Source organism: Pseudomonas sp. PDM16 (assembly GCF_014851865.1).
In the GTDB taxonomy this organism is placed as follows: Bacteria; Pseudomonadota; Gammaproteobacteria; order Pseudomonadales; family Pseudomonadaceae; genus Aquipseudomonas.
Genome location: NZ_JACVAM010000006.1, coordinates 230,238 through 245,487 on the forward strand (window position 1 = coordinate 230,238; position 15,250 = coordinate 245,487).

The window sequence follows — 15,250 nt, forward strand, 5'->3', positions numbered from 1 at the left end:
GTGATGTGTGGGCAAGCTGACGAGCAAGACCGTCGATTCTTTGGTTAAGGCTGCTGTGCCAGGCAAAACCAATGATGGCGATGGGCTCTACTTTCAGGTATCCAAAAGCGGCGGCTTGAGCTGGATCTTCCGATATAAGCTGGACGGCCGAAGTCGCGAAATGGGCCTTGGCCCCTTTCCAGCCGTGACGCTCGGAGGGGCCAGGCAGCTCGCAGCCGATCAAAGAAAAGTCCTTGCAGCAGGCTCAGATCCGCTAGCTACCCGCGATGCGGAGAAAGAGGCAAGGCGAGAGGCTGAGCGCGAAGCCGCTGCCCGCCGCACAACGTTCGAAGATCTCGCACGCGACTACCAAAAAGCCCATGGATCAGGTTGGTCTGATAAGTGGCGCAAAGGGTGGCTGAGCAAGCTCAATCGATACGCCTTTCCAATCATAGGAAAACTCTCTGCAGGCTCGATTCAAACCGAGCAGGTGCTTGCAGTTCTACGCCCCATATGGGGAACGAAAACCCGCACCGCGGACGAAGTTAGAGGGCAGATTGAGCAGATCTTGGATGCAGCTAAAACCCTCCGTTTGAGGGAAGGCGACAATCCAGCCCGGTGGCGTGGTCACCTGGACAATCTACTCAGCAAGGCAGAAAAGAAGAAGGCCCGACAACGCCAGCATCTCCCAGCAATCCAATGGCGCGACTTGCCGAAGTTGATGAGCGAACTCAGCAAGGACCCCAGCCGAGATGCGGCAGCCGCTCGACTTCTGATCCTTTCAGTGGCAAGAACACATATGGTCCAGTTCGCCCAATGGTCCGAGCTCGACCTTGAATCAGAGAAGTGGTCTCTGCCCGCTGACAGGATGAAGATGAGAAAACCGTTCGCGATTCCACTATCAACTCAGGCAACCGAACTACTGAAAGCCCTACCGCGGACCAGTTCTCCATACGTGTTCCCTGGGCAGGGTAGAAGCGGCGTCATGCATGCCAATGCCATTCGCAATCTGCTACATAAGCTGGGGCATGCGGACATAACCGCTCACGGCTTTCGCTCCACCTTCAGGGACTGGGCAAACGAATGCACTCATTACCCGAGAGAAGTATGCGAGCTTGCGCTAGCCCACGATGAACGCAGCCAGACAGAAGCGGCCTATTCGCGCTCCGACCTTCTTGAAAAACGAAGAGCTTTAATGACCGACTGGGCGGATTACTGCCTTAGTTCTAGTCAAAGGGGGGGTAACAGCCCCCTGACCGATAGCGGACTGTCCGGCAGATAGCAATCGTGTGCTAAAGGCAGCTACCGGCCAAAGGTGTCTGCTTCCGGCCGATTCTGTTGAAAAAGTCGGTTTCTGAGAGAGCTGCCTTTCGGTAGCTCAGAAATCGCCCGATTTCGGCGTTGCTACGTAAAATCCAAGACAGCTCCGTCTTCTGAGCGAACCAGATTTCAACGTCGCTAACGCTCTTTCATTAGCAAAAAAACCGACAGGACTTTTTCAACAGAATCGGCCATTAGCGGCCGTTCGTTACCGGCAGCTACCGGCCAATAGCGGACTGTCGGCATCGCTATCACTAGTTACTGAAGATCAGCACAAAGCAACTACCTGATACAGCATTGCAATCACTTGGCCGCAAGCGCCTCGGGCGCTTTCCAGCCACCGCCCAACGCTTTGAATGCCGCGACGCCAGCGAGGGCCGACTCGGTTTGCGCCTGGGCTCGGGCATCTGTAGCACGCAGCAGATTTTCATCGGCCTGCAACACTTCGATCAGGCTGACGACACCCTGCTGGTAAGCCTCGAACGATGCCTGCCGCGCGCGGCTGAGCGAGTCCACGCCCTGCTCCAGCACACGGGCCTGCTGCTCACGCTTGACCAGTGCCGAGAAGGCATTTTCCACGTCCTCGGTAGCGCGCAGCGCGGCGAGGCGGTAGGCCGCCAGTTGCTCGGCTTCCTGCCCTTTGGCCAGGTCGATCTGGGCATCGATACGGCCGAAGTCGAACAGGCGCCAACGCAGCCCCAGCACACCACTCATCTGGCTGGCGCCGCTACTGAACAGGTTGCCATCGGACACCGACGTGGCACTGCCGATCAGCCCACTCAGCGAAAACTTCGGGTAGTACTCGGCAATGGCCGCACCAATGCGGGCGTTCGAAGCAGCCAGGCGGCGCTCAGCGACGATCAGGTCGGGCCGGCGACGCAGCAGGTCGCCAGGCGTACCGCTCGCAGCGATCTGCGGTGTCACCGGAATGGCCTCACTCCCGGCCAGCTCGGCGCGATGCGTGCCAGGTTGCGCACCGAGTAGCACGTCGAGAGCGTTCATCGCAGCATCCAAGCCGGCCTCCAGCACCGGCACCGAGGCGCTTACCTGAGCCAGTGCGCCGCGGGCCTGATGCACCTGCAATTCGGCAGCCAGCCCCTGGCCTTGCAGTAACTCGATGGTGGCCACCAGCTCCTGTTGCGTCTTCACCTGCTGACGCGCCACGGCTATACGGGTTTGCAGGCCGCGAATGCTGATGTAGGTGTCGGCGGTCTGCGCTGCGATGGCGAGTCGCGTAGCAGTGGCTCCCGCTTGCGAGGCTTGGTATTGCGCAAGTGCCGCCTCGCGATCACGACGCAGACCACCGAAGACATCCAGTTCCCAACTGGCGCCGAGGTTGGTTTCGTAGCTGTTGCCATAGCGGTCGAACCCTGGCGTGGAATCGAGTACCTGGCCCAACGGCGTCTCCACCGATTGGTAGGCGCGCGCTGCCTGGCCGTTGACGGAGCCGGACGGCAACAGTGCCGCATTGGCCGCACCCAGGCCGGCGTGGGCTTGGGCGATACGTGCGGTGGCTTGGGCCAGATCCAGGTTCTGCTGCAGGGCGAGCGTTACCAAGCGAGTCAGTTGTGGGTCGCCGAAGCCTGCCCACCAATCGACCAAGTAGGCCGTAGAGCTCACAGGCCGTTGCTCGACCGTGTTCTGTCCCAGGAAGCGCTCGGACAGGGATATCTCCGGACGCTGGTAATCGGGGCCAACCGCGCAGCCTGCCACCAGGCCGGTGCTGATCAGTACAACGAGGAGTCGCTTCGACGGCATGGGATGTTCTTCCAGGGCAAGGGAGGAGACTGCAGAAACTGTGACCATAATACATTTTGGTCACTAATTGTCTATCACCCTGCCGCTCTGTAGGCTATCCCCCATGAACAAGACCCCCTCCCCCAAAGTTGCAGCACGTGGTCCGGTGGATCACGAGGTGCGTGATCAGATCGTGGCAGCGGCGACCGAGCACTTCCGCCTGTATGGCTACGAGAAGACCACGGTTTCCGACTTGGCCAAGGCCATCGGTTTTTCCAAGGCCTATATCTACAAGTTCTTCGAGTCCAAGCAGGCCATCGGCGAGATGATCTGCGCGAACTGCCTGCAGCAGATACAGACCGAGGTGAATGCTGCCATCGATGAGGTGGACAGCCCGCCGGAGAAGCTGCGGCGCATGCTCAAGGCATTGGTGGAAGCTTGCCTGCGGCTGTTCTTCCAGGATCGCAAACTCTACGAAATCGCCGCCTCCGCCGCCTCCGGGCGCTGGCCGGCAACCCTGCTCTACGAAGGCTTCATCGAGCAGACCCTTCGCGAGATCCTGCAGCAGGGCCGGCAGAGCGGCGACTTCGAGCGCAAGACGCCACTGGACGAAACCACCCGCGCGATCCACCTGATCATGCGCCCCTATTTCAACCCGCTGCTGCTCCAGTACGGGCTCGAAACCACCGATGAAGCGCCGGCCCTGCTGTCCAGCCTGGTGTTGCGCAGTCTGTCACCCTGATTAGTGACTATTGACTAAATTGGTCACGCGAATCAAAGTGAGGCTCCCTACGACTTCGCAACGGGTTCCTCATGCGCCGGCGCAACCTCCTTCTGTCCACTCTGGTCGGCGTGATGCCGTTCGTGCTGGTCGCCTGCAGCGACCAGACGCCCCCCGATCCCCGCACTGACGCGCCACTGGTCCGCGTCACCACCATCCAGTCGGCAACCGCTACATCGCGCGCCTTCACCGGCATCGTCGCGGCCAGGGTGCAGAGCGATCTGGGTTTCCGCGTGTCCGGCAAGGTGTTGCAACGCCTGGTCGATACCGGCCAGACCGTCAAGCGTGGCCAGGTTCTGCTGCGTCTCGATCCAGTCGATCTGCAACTCGCTGCCCATGCGCAGCGCGAGGCGGTGGCCGCAGCGCGGGCACAGGCTCAGCAGGCCAGCGATGACGAGGCTCGTTACCGTGCGCTACGCGGGACTGGTGCCGTTTCCGCGTCCGCTTACGACCAGTACAAGGCAGCGGCGGATGCGGCTCGCGCGCAACTGAGTGCAGCCGAGGCCCAAGCCAAGGTTGCCGGTAACGCCACCCGCTACGCCGAACTGCTCGCCGATGCCGACGGCATCGTCATGGAAACCCTGGCCGAGCCAGGCCAGGTAGTCAGCGCCGGCCAGGCCGTGGTACGGCTTGCACATGCCGGTCCACGCGAAGCGCTGGTGCAACTGCCGGAAACCCTGCGCCCGGCAGTCGGCTCCAGTGCTGAGGCCAGGCTCTTCGGTAGGCAAGACATCAGCGTCGCCACCCGGCTGCGCCAGTTGTCGGATGTCGCCGACCGCCAGACCCGCACCTTCGAGGCGCGCTACGTGCTCGAAGGCGAGCTGGCCAACGCGCCGCTGGGCACCACCATCACCGTGCAAATCAGCGAGTCGCAAACCGTTTCACCAAGCGCAGTGCAGGTGCCCATCGCCGCGCTGTACGACGCCGGCAACGGGCCTGGCATCTGGATGATTCGCGGAGAGCCGACGCAGGTTGCATGGACGCCCGTCAGCGTTCAGTCGCTGGACGATGAGAGCGCCCGCATCAGCGGCGCGATCAAGCTAGGCGACCAGATCGTCGCCCTGGGCGCGCACCTGCTGCGCGACGGCCAAGCCGTTCGCCTGGCCGAGCCGGCCACCGTGGCGGCAACCGAGGAAGGCCAGCCATGAGCGAAGGTCGTTTCAACCTCTCCGCACTCGCCGTGCGCGAGCGCTCCGTCACCCTGTTCCTGGTCTGCCTGATCTCCCTGGCGGGGCTGGTCGCCTTCTTCAAGCTCGGGCGGGCCGAAGACCCGGCCTTCACCATCAAGGTCATGACCATCGTCACCGCCTGGCCGGGCGCCACCGCCCAGGAAATGCAGGATCAGGTCGCCGAGAAGATCGAGAAGCGTCTGCAGGAGCTGCGCTGGTACGACCGCAGCGAAACCTATACCCGCCCGGGCCTGGCCTTCACCACCCTGTCGCTGCTCGACACCACACCGCCCTCGGAGGTGCCCGAGGAGTTCTACCAGGCGCGCAAGAAGATCAGTGACGAGGCCAAGACGCTGCCGGCCGGGGTGATCGGCCCGCTGGTCAACGATGAGTATTCGGACGTCACCTTCGCCCTGTTCGCACTCAAAGCCAGGGGCGAGCCGCAGCGCCACCTAGTGCGCGACGCCGAGACCCTGCGTCAGCGCCTGCTGCATGTACCCGGCGTGAAAAAGGTCAACATCATCGGCGAGCAAGCCGAGCGTATCTTCGTCGAGTTCTCCCACGAGCGCCTGGCCACCCTGGGCATCGGCCCTCAGGACGTGTTCGCCGCGCTCAACGGGCAGAACGCCCTGACCCCGGCCGGCTCCGTGGAAACCCGCGGCCCCGACGTGTTCCTGCGTCTGGACGGTGCCTTCGATGAGTTGCAGAAGATCCGCGACACTCCAATCATCGCCCAAGGCCGCACCCTGAAGCTTTCCGATGTCGCCACGGTCAAGCGCGGCTACGAAGACCCGGCCACTTTCCTGATTCGCAACGGCGGCGAACCGTCCCTGTTGCTCGGCATCATCATGCGTGAAGGCTGGAACGGGCTCGACCTGGGCAAGGCCTTGAACGACGAGGTGCAGCAGATCAATGCCGAACTGCCGCTGGGCATGAGCCTGAGCAAGGTCACCGACCAGGCCGTCAACATCAGCGCGTCCGTCGACGAGTTCATGATCAAGTTCTTCGTCGCGCTGCTGGTGGTCATGCTGGTGTGCTTCGTCAGCATGGGCTGGCGCGTCGGCGTGGTGGTCGCGGTGGCGGTGCCGCTGACCCTGGCGATGGTCTTCGTGGTGATGGCCGCCAGCGGCAAGAACTTCGACCGCATCACCCTGGGCTCGCTGATCCTCGCTCTCGGCCTGCTGGTGGACGATGCGATCATCGCCATCGAGATGATGGTGGTGAAGATGGAGGAAGGCTACGACCGCGTGCGAGCCTCCGCCTACGCCTGGAGCCACACAGCGGCGCCGATGCTCTCCGGCACCCTGGTCACTGCCGTCGGCTTCATGCCTAACGGCTTCGCCCGCTCCACGGCCGGCGAATACACCAGCAACATGTTCTGGATCGTCGGCATCGCGCTGATCGCTTCCTGGTTAGTCGCGGTGATCTTCACGCCATACTTCGGCGTCAAGCTGCTGCCCGCGATCAAGAAGGTCGAGGGCGGTCACGACGCCATCTACGACACCCCGCGCTACAACCGATTTCGGCGGATTCTGGGCAGGGTGATCGCCCACAAATGGCTGGTCGCAGGCTCCGTGGTCGGGCTGTTCGTGACGGCCGTACTCGGCATGGCGCTGGTCAAGAAACAGTTCTTTCCCATCTCCGACCGCCCCGAAGTGATGGTCGAAGTACAGATGCCTTATGGCACCTCGATCCTCCAGACCAGCGCTGCTGCGGAAAAAGTCGAAACCTGGCTGGCCCAACAGGCAGAGGCGAAGATCGTCACGGCCTACATCGGCCAGGGCGCACCGCGCTTCTTCATGGCCATGAGCCCGGAACTGCCGGATCCGTCGTTCGCCAAGATCGTCGTGCGTACCGACAACCCGGATGAGCGCGAGGCATTAAAGCATCGCCTGCGCAAGGCGATTGCCGAGGGGCTGGCCAGCGAGGCGCAGGTGCGTGTCAGTCAATTGGTGTTCGGACCCTACTCGCCGTATCCGGTGGCCTACCGGGTCACCGGCCCGGATCCACAGCGTCTGCGCGAAATAGCCGCCGAGGTACAGCAGGTGATGGATGCCAGCCCGCTGATGCGCACGGTCAATACCGACTGGGGCACCCGTGTCCCCACGCTGCACTTCAATCTGCAGCAGGATCGCCTGCAGGCGGTGGGGTTGACCTCCAGTACCGTCGCGCAGCAGCTGCAGTTTTTGCTTAGCGGCGTGCCCGTCACCGCCGTGCGCGAAGACATCCGCACGGTGCAGGTCATGGCCCGCGCTGCCGGCGATATCCGCTTCGACCCGGCGCGGGTGATGGACTTCACCCTGGCCGGTGCCAATGGCCAGCGCATTCCTCTGTCGCAGGTGGGTGAAGTGGAAGTGCGCATGGAAGAGCCGATCATGCGCTGGCGGGATCGTGTGCCGACTATAACCGTGCGTGGCGATATCGCCGAAGGCCTCCAACCGCCAGACGTGTCGGCCGCCATCAGCCAGCAGTTGCAACCTATCATCGACAGGCTGCCGAGCGGCTATCGCATCGAGCAAGCGGGCTCCATCGAAGAGTCGGGCAAAGCCAGCAAGGCCATGCTGCCGCTGTTCCCGATCATGCTGGCCGTCACGCTGGTCATCATCATCCTGCAGGTGCGCTCGATCGCCGCGATGATCATGGTCTTTCTCACCAGCCCGCTGGGGCTGATCGGTGTGGTGCCGACGCTGATCCTATTCCAGCAGCCGTTCGGCATCAACGCGCTGGTCGGGCTGATCGCGCTGTCCGGCATCCTCATGCGCAACACGCTGATCCTGATCGGGCAGATCCGCCAGAACGAGGCGGCGGGGCTCGATCCGTTCCGCGCCGTGGTCGAAGCCACCGTGCAACGTGCTCGGCCGGTGATCCTCACCGCGCTGGCGGCGATCCTGGCGTTCATCCCACTGACCCATTCGGTGTTCTGGGGCACGCTCGCCTACACCCTGATCGGCGGCACCTTCGCCGGCACCGTGCTGACCCTGGTGTTCCTGCCGGCCATGTACGCCATCTGGTTCGGCATCCGCCCTATCCCCCACGAACCACTCGCGCAGGCAAAACCTGCATGAACCGCCCCTTACTTGAGCGAGAGTAACTGCCATGTCCAATTCCCCAGTGGTCGTCATAACCGGCGTGTCATCAGGCATCGGTCGCACGGCGGCCGAACAGTTCGCCCGACGCGGCTGTCGCGTGTTCGGCAGCGTGCGCAACCCGGCCACCGCGCAGGCCATCCCCGGCGTCGAGCTGATTCAGCTGGATATCCGTGACGAAGACTCGATTCGCCACAGTATCGATCATGTGATCGCGGAGGCCGGGCGCATCGACGTACTGGTCAACAATGCCGGTACCACGTTGCTCGGAGCGACGGAGGAAACCGCCATCGACGAGGCCCAGGCGCTGTTCGACACCAATGTCTTCGGCACCCTGCGCGTCACCCAGGCGGTACTGCCACAGATGCGCAAGCAAGGCAGCGGGCGCATCGTCAACGTCAGTTCTGTGCTCGGCTTCCTACCGGCGCCCTACATGGGCCTGTACTCGGCCTCCAAACATGCCGTGGAAGGTTTGTCCGAGACCCTGGATCACGAGGTGCGGCGCTTCGGTATCCGCATCGCGCTGGTCGAACCTTCGTTCACCAAGACCAGCCTCGACCTCAACGCGCCACAGACCGCCCTGCACATCGCCGCCTACGACAGCGAGCGGGCAACCGTCTCCCAGGCCATCCAGATGAACGTGCAGAAGGCACCTTTGCCCGATGCGGTCGCCGCGACCATCGTCGAGGCTGCCCTGGGCGCGTGGAAAATGCGCCATACCCCCAAAGGCGAGGCCACCCTGCTCAGACGCCTGCGTCGCTTCATGCCGGCGGGCCCAGTCGATTCGGGCCTGCGCAAGACCTTCGGCCTCGGCTGATTAATGTCTTCACGTACGAGACCACACCATGCACAGAGAACACAGCACACGCATCGTCGTTACCGGCCTGGGCATCGTCAGCCCTCTGGGCTGTGGCAGCGAGACGGTATGGACACGCCTGCTGGCCGGCCACTCGGGCATCCGTACGTTACCGGTCGAGCTGAGCGAAGGCACCGGCAGCGCGGTTGGCGGGCAGGTGCCCGGCATTGCCGACGATCCAAAGGCCGGTTTCGATCCCGAGCGCTACATCCCCGCCAAGGAGCGCAAGAAGATGGATCGCTTCATCGAGTTCGCCCTGGTCGCTGCCGAGGAAGCCCTGACACAGGCCGGCTGGCGGCCGACGAACGAAGCGCAACGCCAGCGCACCGCGACAATTATTGCGTCAGGAGTCGGCGGCTTCGGCGCCATTGCAGAGGCCGTACGGATCACCGATCAACGCGGCCCACGGCGCCTTTCCCCTTTTACCGCACCATCGTTCCTGGCCAACATGGCGGCCGGCCAGGTCTCCATCCGGCATGGTTTCAAAGGGCCGCTCGGAGCACCGGTGACCGCTTGCGCCGCCGGCGCGCAGGCCATCGGCGACGCAGCCCGACTGATTCGTAGCGGTGAGGCCGATATCGCCTTGTGCGGCGGTACCGAAGCTGCCATCGATCGCGTCACGCTCGGCAGCTTCGCCGCGGCGCGGGCGCTGTCCAGCGGCTACAGTGATCGTCCTCACGAAGCATCACGCCCGTTCGATCGCGACCGCGACGGTTTCGTCATGGCCGAAGGCGCAGGGCTACTGGTGATCGAGTCGCTGGAACATGCCCTGGCAAGAGGCGCACAACCGCTGGCCGAGCTGATCGGCTACGGCACCAGTGCCGATGCCTATCACCTTACCGCCGGCCCTGAAGATGGCGACGGTGCCCGCCGCGCCATGCAACAGGCGTTACGCCAGGCCGGTATCGGCCCCAGTGAAGTGCAACATATCAATGCCCACGCCACCTCAACGCCAGTGGGCGACCGTGGAGAGTTGGCTGCCATCCGCGCGGTGTTCGGCAGTGGATCGGGCGTGGCGATCACCTCGACCAAATCCAGCACGGGACATCTGCTTGGCGCTGCCGGTGGCGTCGAGGCCATCTTCACCGTGCTGGCCCTGCGTGATCAGGTCGTACCGCCGACGCTCAACCTCACCGCTCCCGATGAGACCGCTGAAGGCCTCGATCTGGTCGCTCTGACTGCCCGGCAAATGCCCCTACATTATGCCCTGTCGAATGGCTTCGGCTTTGGCGGCGTCAATGCCAGCCTGTTGTTCCGGCGCTGGAAGGTCTGAATATGGACCAGCCAACCGCCAAGGACTTGCGCCGTGACAAGCGTCGACAAGCCATGCTGCAGGCCGCGAGCGAGGTGTTCATGGTGCTCGGCTTCGACCATGCGAACATGCAGGCCATAGCCGATTCGGCTGGTGTGACCAAGGCAACGCTCTACGCCCATTTTAGCGACAAGGCACAGCTCTACCGCGCAGTGATCGAATATTGGCTGGAGCAACTTCCAGAGCCGAGACTGCCAATCCAGGCCCGAGGCGGACTGCGCGTCTGCCTGGAGAGAGCCGCACATGAGCTGCTGCTACAGAACCAACACACTGCCTCTCACGCCCTTACTCAAATGGTGTTGCGTTCGAACCGGATTGCACATAAACGCTGGCGGCAGCGCTTTCTGCCGTATCAGCGCTACCTGGCAAAGGCCCTGTCCCGCTGGGCTCGCTGCCCAGAGCCCGAGCAAGCAGCTATACAATTCCTTCTGCTGGCGGTTGGCAGCCTAGACTGCAGCAGCCCCCTGGTAGTTAGCAAAGAGCGGCTAGATGCGGCTGTCGAAATGTTCGCTCAAGCCTACACAAAGGCCATTTAGACGTGCCTAAAGCACGGTCGCTATTAGTGCTCAGAGCGAAGACGAACTTCATTTTGTCGCTCTACTTGCGATATCAGCTCAGATTCTGACATTGGTTGGAGCGTCCGCTTATGGCCTATTCCGTTGAAAAACTCACCTCGTAACTGATTGGTGGTCGGTCAGGCACCAGGCTGCTCCGGGCGAGCAGTGATCTTTCGGGATATCGACCTGGGTTTCTGACGGCGAAAGCCCCTGTTTCGATCAAATCGCCAGGCCATTTACCCCTTTTGGCATCTTCGGCATCAGCCACAGGGCCATTCGCCTCAAATTCTGGGCAGTGGCGGCCAGCAAAAACTCATCCTGCGCACCACTCAGGCCACGAAGTCGAAGCCGGTCTAGGCGCAGGATGCGCTTGAGGTGGGCGAACAGCATTTCCACTTTCTTGCGATCCTTGCGCGACTGAAGGTACTCCGGTGTTGTGGCGACCTGGCGTGCGACATCTCGTGCCGCCTCGTTCAGATGGCGAGTGATTTTTCGAGTCGGTGTATTCGGGCAGCAGCGGGTCTTCAGTTCACAGCCCATGCAGTCGTAGATACTGCTGCGATATATCAGCGTGTCAGCCGCTGTGGCCCGTCCGGTAGTGCAGAGCGACTTGCCGTTGGGGCAGCGGTATTCATTAGCTTCGGCGTTCCACTCGAAGTCCCAGCGACTCAGCGTATCGTCCTGACGCTGGCTCTTGTCCCAGACAGGTACATGCGGCTCGATGGCCTTTTCCTCAACCATCCAGCCAAGCATCTCGCCGGTACCGTAGGCAGTGTCGCCAATCAGTCGCTCGGGCTTGAGACCAAAGCGCTCCTCGACCCGATCGACCATGGTTTTGGTCGAGCCCACTTCCTCAATCCGGTTCGCTCGGGTGGCCTCCACGTCCACGATGACGCCAGCTTCGATATCGATTAGATAGTTGGTTGAATAGGCATAGAACGCGGGGCCTCCTGGAGCTGCTGTCCACTGAGACCCTGGATCCGTCAGGGAAATATTCTTCGGGACTTTGCGCTCTGGATCAGCTTCATCAAGCGCATCCAGATACTCGCGGACTGGGCGGCTGATCGAGGTGTGCGACCAGTCTGCCTCGGCACCCGGTACTCCACGCTGCCGGTTGGCATCGGCCTTGATCACACTGGCGTCGACGGCAAAGCCTTCACCACCGACCAGGCGTTCGCTGATGCAGCGAGCCAGTACTTTCTCGAATACGAAACGCAGGGTGTCGTTGTCACGGAAGCGTCCATGACGGTTCTTCGAGAAGGTTGAGTGATCGGGTACTGGATCTTCCAGGCCAAGGCGGCAGAACCACCGGTAAGCCAGGTTCAGATGCACCTCTTCGCAGAGACGGCGCTCCGAGCGAATACCGAAACAGTAACCCACGACCAGCATGCGAATGATCAGGACTGGATCAATCGAGGGCCGGCCTGTGTGGCTGTAATGTGGAGCCAGGTGCTGATGTAGTTCGCTCAGGTCGAGGAACTGATCGATGCCACGCAACAGATGATTGGCTGAGACGTGATCGTCCAGATTGAATGTGTAGAACAGAGGGGCCTGAGCGGCCTGCTGACGTCCCATCATCGTGGAGAACCCCACTGTGCTGATGGAGGTTCAGTGAACCAGCTTCAGCCAGCTCACTCAACCGAGTTTTTCAACGGAATAGGCCGGTAGCTGTCTGTCACGAGCGTCGGCAACCGGCCGATTTTGTTGAAAAACTCCCTCGACGATTTCCTTCGTCAAAAGTGCGTGTCTGAGGCTGAATTCTGAGTCGATGCGCCGATCAAGCTGCTCTCTAGATTTCACGTAGAAGTGCTTGATGCGGACGCTTTTAGGTTACGGGCAAGCTGCTCTGTCACACACCGAGTTTTTCAACAGATTCGGCCGGTTGCTGCCTAACACTAGCCTACTCAATTAGGCTCCTAGGTTTGCTGAATCGCTGAGATTGAAAGACTGCCTGTGCCGGCTTGTCGGATGTGCTCGCTCCACCAAGACATCATTGGGCGTCGACGCTCAAGGTAGTCCGCTCGGTTGTAGGCGCCTCGTACCTCATCTTTGTCGACATGGGCCAGGGCCACCTCAATCAACTCTGCATCCCAGCCATGTTCGTTGAGGATTGTGCTCGCCATGGAGCGCATACCGTGGCTGACCAAACGACCTTCGAGCCCCATCCGTTTCAGCGCCATATTGGCGGTCTGACTGTTGGTGTAGGTGCGCGGGTTCCCTGGTCGATACCACCGAGTACAAACGCCACTACAAGACCGCCCGTGGCTTCTCCGGCAAGAACGTGGAGCTGTTCCTGGGAAACTTCGTCAGCCTGCTGGCTAGGGAGCGAGTGGGCGTAAAAAAGGCGTTCTCCACCCTAAAACAATGGGACTGTTGGCCCGTCATCCGGGAGCACTATGCCGCTAAGGAAATGAGCGAGCGGGACCTCTACAAGCACATCAAGTCATTACTGGAGGAGCGCCACGTCAGGTGGGGGCGAGCGGTCTAGATGGCTATCGAACAGCTACCGGATGGGCGTTGGAAGGTCGATGTCGAGCCCATCAAGGGCAAGCGCTTCCGCAAGACACTCAAGACCAAGGGCGAAGCTCAGCGCTTCGAAGCGACCTGTAGGGCCAGATTTGCGGAGAACCCTGATTGGGCACCCAAACGGAAGGACCTGCGGCGACTTAGCGAGCTGGTGACACTGTGGTTTGATCTGCATGGCCATTCGCTTCACGATGGAGAGCGTCGGCGTACCAAGCTAGGTGCCTTGGCCAAGCGCCTTCGAAACCCGCCAGCTATCAGGCTGGCCCCGCAGACCTATGCCCAGGATCGCCGGGTGAGGTTGGGGCAGGGTACATCGCCCAAGACGCTCAACAATGAGCTTGGGTATCTGCGTGCCGTTTACAACGAACTGCGTGGCCTGAGCGCTATCGATTACGAAAATCCACTGGCCCTGGTGAAGCCGTTGAAGATCCAGGAGAGAGAGTTGTCATGGCTGACGAACGACCAGATTGCCGAGTTGCTAGCCGAGATCCGTAGAGGCTGCGATAACCCGCACGTGGAGATCATCACGCGGATCTGTCTGGCCACCGGTGCGCGTTGGTCCGAGGCCGAGAAGCTGAAGCCGACCGGGTTACGTAATGGGGTGATCACCTTTAGCGGGACCAAGAGTGGCAAGGTCCGATCAGTGCCAATTTCGGCGGAGCTGGAGGCCCAGATCGTTCGACACTGGAAGCAATATGGCCAACCAAACTCTGCCATCACCTCGTTCCGCAGAGCCCTGGCCAGGACGACCATCGAGCTTCCGAAAGGGCAGGCCGCCCATGCTCTCCGGCATACCTTCGCCAGTCACTTTATCCAGAACGGTGGCAACGTCCTGACGCTGCAGAAGATCCTGGGTCATTCGAGTCTGGCCATGACCATGCGCTATGCGCACTTGGCTCCGGATCATCTTGCTGACGCGATAAGGCTAGGTCCGTTGGTCAGTAGGGGGAGAATGAAATCTGAACAGAGTTAGTTGATATCAGTCATGCTGCATATACCTGCGAGATATTCTCTCAGGTCTTGGAGCAGCAAATGACAATCAACGCATATCCCGCTTTCGAGGAAATGTTTCTCGAAACCTATAGCCTGCTCACAATGGACGACCGTAGTGCCCTGGATGCCAGCTTGGTCAATATTCAGCAGTTGAGAGCCCAGAAAACTCCATCCATTCGTCTGCTTACCGATAACGATGAGGCAGAGGCTGCTAGTGCCCTGGATTTACGAATCGACGCTTTAGAACAAAGGCTGTACGTACGTATCCGTCATGCCATGGAGCGTATGTAAGCTAGCTTGGCTCGGCGGTTGGCAATGGGGTTGTAGATTTTTCAGCGAATCCTCTATTCCAGTGAGGCTTCTTTTGGTGGTCCGGTACTCCAGTTTTCCCGGTGGGTACTGCAGTGATTTCACCGCCCTTGGAGAGATATATCTCTACCTGCCCGCTCAATTTGGCGCGTAGGTTTTCGTGTTCAGCGTTCATGTTCGGATCACCAGAAAGCAGGTAGGGTCAATGAACGCTTGATGACGGGATCGGGTGCTGCTCGACCAGATGCTGTTTCAGCGCATCAATGATCAACACGCAGTTATCCAGGCTTTCGTAGATCTGAATCAGCTTAGCGGTGATCGCAGGAGCGATGGTATGTTGGGAAATACCCTGGAGGTCTTCACTGGCCATTGTCAGGCAATAGCCAGTGATATTGAGACCGCAGTGGAAGCGTTCGTCGTCCATCTGGATTTCCTTCCTCCGAACGGAGGGAAGAAGGATTCCACCAGGGTTCGGGTGAGATGAGTCTTCACCATCCTCCTGGGTAACCCATAAGGCAACGGCTTTCGAACTTCTGAGGCTGTTATTGGATGACTGGTCTACTTACCGAGACTTTGAGCGGCATATCAGCGCCAAGAGGACGGCAGCGGAAGCAGCTGCATTGAC

General features: G+C 60.9%; 13 protein-coding genes and 2 pseudogenes. 10 read left to right on the top strand and 5 right to left on the bottom strand.

What is annotated here, in order from left to right; translation table 11 throughout:
• The first annotated feature begins 7 nt into the window (after positions 1–7).
• On the top strand, positions 8–1,261 hold the full coding sequence (locus IB234_RS20525; protein ID WP_192321467.1) for a tyrosine-type recombinase/integrase: 1,254 nt from the start codon (positions 8–10) through the stop codon (positions 1,259–1,261).
• 341 nt (positions 1,262–1,602) lie between these two features.
• On the opposite strand, the gene IB234_RS20530 is transcribed toward IB234_RS20525, so the two are convergent.
• Positions 1,603–3,057, bottom strand: a complete 1,455-nt coding sequence (locus tag IB234_RS20530) for an efflux transporter outer membrane subunit (protein ID WP_045217868.1) — start codon at positions 3,055–3,057, stop codon at positions 1,603–1,605.
• Positions 3,058–3,160: 103 nt separating this feature from the next.
• Here IB234_RS20530 and IB234_RS20535 point away from each other — a divergent pair, with 103 nt between their 5' ends.
• The 6 genes from IB234_RS20535 (at position 3,161) to IB234_RS20560 (ending at position 10,776) form a co-directional block, all read left to right on the top strand.
• Positions 3,161–3,778, top strand: coding sequence for a TetR/AcrR family transcriptional regulator (locus IB234_RS20535; protein ID WP_045217869.1), 618 nt, complete (start codon positions 3,161–3,163; stop codon positions 3,776–3,778).
• Between the two features lie 71 nt (positions 3,779–3,849).
• Positions 3,850–4,965 (top strand): efflux RND transporter periplasmic adaptor subunit, encoded by a 1,116-nt coding sequence (locus tag IB234_RS20540; RefSeq protein WP_192321469.1) that lies wholly within the window; start codon positions 3,850–3,852, stop codon positions 4,963–4,965.
• Complete coding sequence (locus tag IB234_RS20545) at positions 4,962–8,051, top strand: efflux RND transporter permease subunit (RefSeq protein ID WP_045217871.1); 3,090 nt, start codon at positions 4,962–4,964, stop codon at positions 8,049–8,051. The genes IB234_RS20540 and IB234_RS20545 overlap by 4 nt, the downstream gene beginning before the upstream one ends.
• A 31-nt stretch (positions 8,052–8,082) precedes the next feature.
• The gene (locus IB234_RS20550) at positions 8,083–8,889 is read left to right on the top strand and encodes an oxidoreductase (protein WP_045217872.1); all 807 of its coding nucleotides are present in this window, start codon (positions 8,083–8,085) and stop codon (positions 8,887–8,889) included.
• A gap of 28 nt (positions 8,890–8,917) precedes the next feature.
• On the top strand, positions 8,918–10,201 hold the full coding sequence (gene fabF / locus IB234_RS20555) for a beta-ketoacyl-ACP synthase II (RefSeq protein WP_192321471.1): 1,284 nt from the start codon (positions 8,918–8,920) through the stop codon (positions 10,199–10,201).
• 2 nt (positions 10,202–10,203) lie between these two features.
• Positions 10,204–10,776, top strand: a complete 573-nt coding sequence (locus IB234_RS20560) for a TetR/AcrR family transcriptional regulator (protein WP_045217874.1) — start codon at positions 10,204–10,206, stop codon at positions 10,774–10,776.
• Positions 10,777–11,016: 240 nt separating this feature from the next.
• Here the strand turns inward: IB234_RS20560 and IB234_RS20565 are convergent, their stop codons facing one another.
• Positions 11,017–12,375, bottom strand: a complete 1,359-nt coding sequence (locus IB234_RS20565) for a transposase (protein ID WP_192321473.1) — start codon at positions 12,373–12,375, stop codon at positions 11,017–11,019.
• A 338-nt stretch (positions 12,376–12,713) separates the two neighbouring features.
• Positions 12,714–13,013 (bottom strand): annotated as a pseudogene (locus tag IB234_RS20570) (tyrosine-type recombinase/integrase); the annotation flags it as partial.
• Between IB234_RS20570 and IB234_RS24025 the strand changes: the two are divergent.
• From IB234_RS24025 to IB234_RS20580, 3 genes and pseudogenes are all read left to right on the top strand, one after another.
• Positions 13,013–13,285 (top strand): annotated as a pseudogene (locus IB234_RS24025) (hypothetical protein); the annotation flags it as partial. The pseudogenes IB234_RS20570 and IB234_RS24025 overlap by 1 nt on opposite strands.
• On the top strand, positions 13,286–14,296 hold the full coding sequence (locus tag IB234_RS20575) for a tyrosine-type recombinase/integrase (RefSeq protein ID WP_192321475.1): 1,011 nt from the start codon (positions 13,286–13,288) through the stop codon (positions 14,294–14,296). It abuts the pseudogene before it with no gap.
• Between the two features lie 59 nt (positions 14,297–14,355).
• A complete protein-coding gene (locus IB234_RS20580) occupies positions 14,356–14,607 on the top strand; it encodes a hypothetical protein (protein ID WP_192321478.1) in 252 nt (83 codons plus the stop codon).
• 1 nt (position 14,608) lies between these two features.
• Here the strand turns inward: IB234_RS20580 and IB234_RS24485 are convergent, their stop codons facing one another.
• Both IB234_RS24485 and IB234_RS20585 read right to left on the bottom strand, forming a co-directional pair.
• Positions 14,609–14,800 (bottom strand): hypothetical protein, encoded by a 192-nt coding sequence (locus IB234_RS24485; protein WP_412547937.1) that lies wholly within the window; start codon positions 14,798–14,800, stop codon positions 14,609–14,611.
• Between the two features lie 27 nt (positions 14,801–14,827).
• Positions 14,828–15,049: a hypothetical protein gene (locus IB234_RS20585; RefSeq protein WP_192321480.1), complete on the bottom strand. Its 222-nt coding sequence runs from the start codon at positions 15,047–15,049 to the stop codon at positions 14,828–14,830.
• Positions 15,050–15,250: the final 201 nt, after the last annotated feature.

Coding starts and splice junctions, on each gene's coding strand:
- IB234_RS20550 (WP_045217872.1), top strand. CDS start 8,083: ATGTCCAATTCCCCAGTGGTCGTCATAACCGGCGTGTCATCAGGCATC.
- IB234_RS20585 (WP_192321480.1), bottom strand. CDS start 15,049: ATGGACGACGAACGCTTCCACTGCGGTCTCAATATCACTGGCTATTGC.
- IB234_RS20565 (WP_192321473.1), bottom strand. CDS start 12,375: ATGATGGGACGTCAGCAGGCCGCTCAGGCCCCTCTGTTCTACACATTC.
- IB234_RS20530 (WP_045217868.1), bottom strand. CDS start 3,057: ATGCCGTCGAAGCGACTCCTCGTTGTACTGATCAGCACCGGCCTGGTG.
- fabF (WP_192321471.1), top strand. CDS start 8,918: ATGCACAGAGAACACAGCACACGCATCGTCGTTACCGGCCTGGGCATC.
- IB234_RS20535 (WP_045217869.1), top strand. CDS start 3,161: ATGAACAAGACCCCCTCCCCCAAAGTTGCAGCACGTGGTCCGGTGGAT.
- IB234_RS20560 (WP_045217874.1), top strand. CDS start 10,204: ATGGACCAGCCAACCGCCAAGGACTTGCGCCGTGACAAGCGTCGACAA.
- IB234_RS20545 (WP_045217871.1), top strand. CDS start 4,962: ATGAGCGAAGGTCGTTTCAACCTCTCCGCACTCGCCGTGCGCGAGCGC.
- IB234_RS20575 (WP_192321475.1), top strand. CDS start 13,286: ATGGCTATCGAACAGCTACCGGATGGGCGTTGGAAGGTCGATGTCGAG.
- IB234_RS20580 (WP_192321478.1), top strand. CDS start 14,356: ATGACAATCAACGCATATCCCGCTTTCGAGGAAATGTTTCTCGAAACC.
- IB234_RS20540 (WP_192321469.1), top strand. CDS start 3,850: ATGCGCCGGCGCAACCTCCTTCTGTCCACTCTGGTCGGCGTGATGCCG.
- IB234_RS24485 (WP_412547937.1), bottom strand. CDS start 14,800: ATGAACGCTGAACACGAAAACCTACGCGCCAAATTGAGCGGGCAGGTA.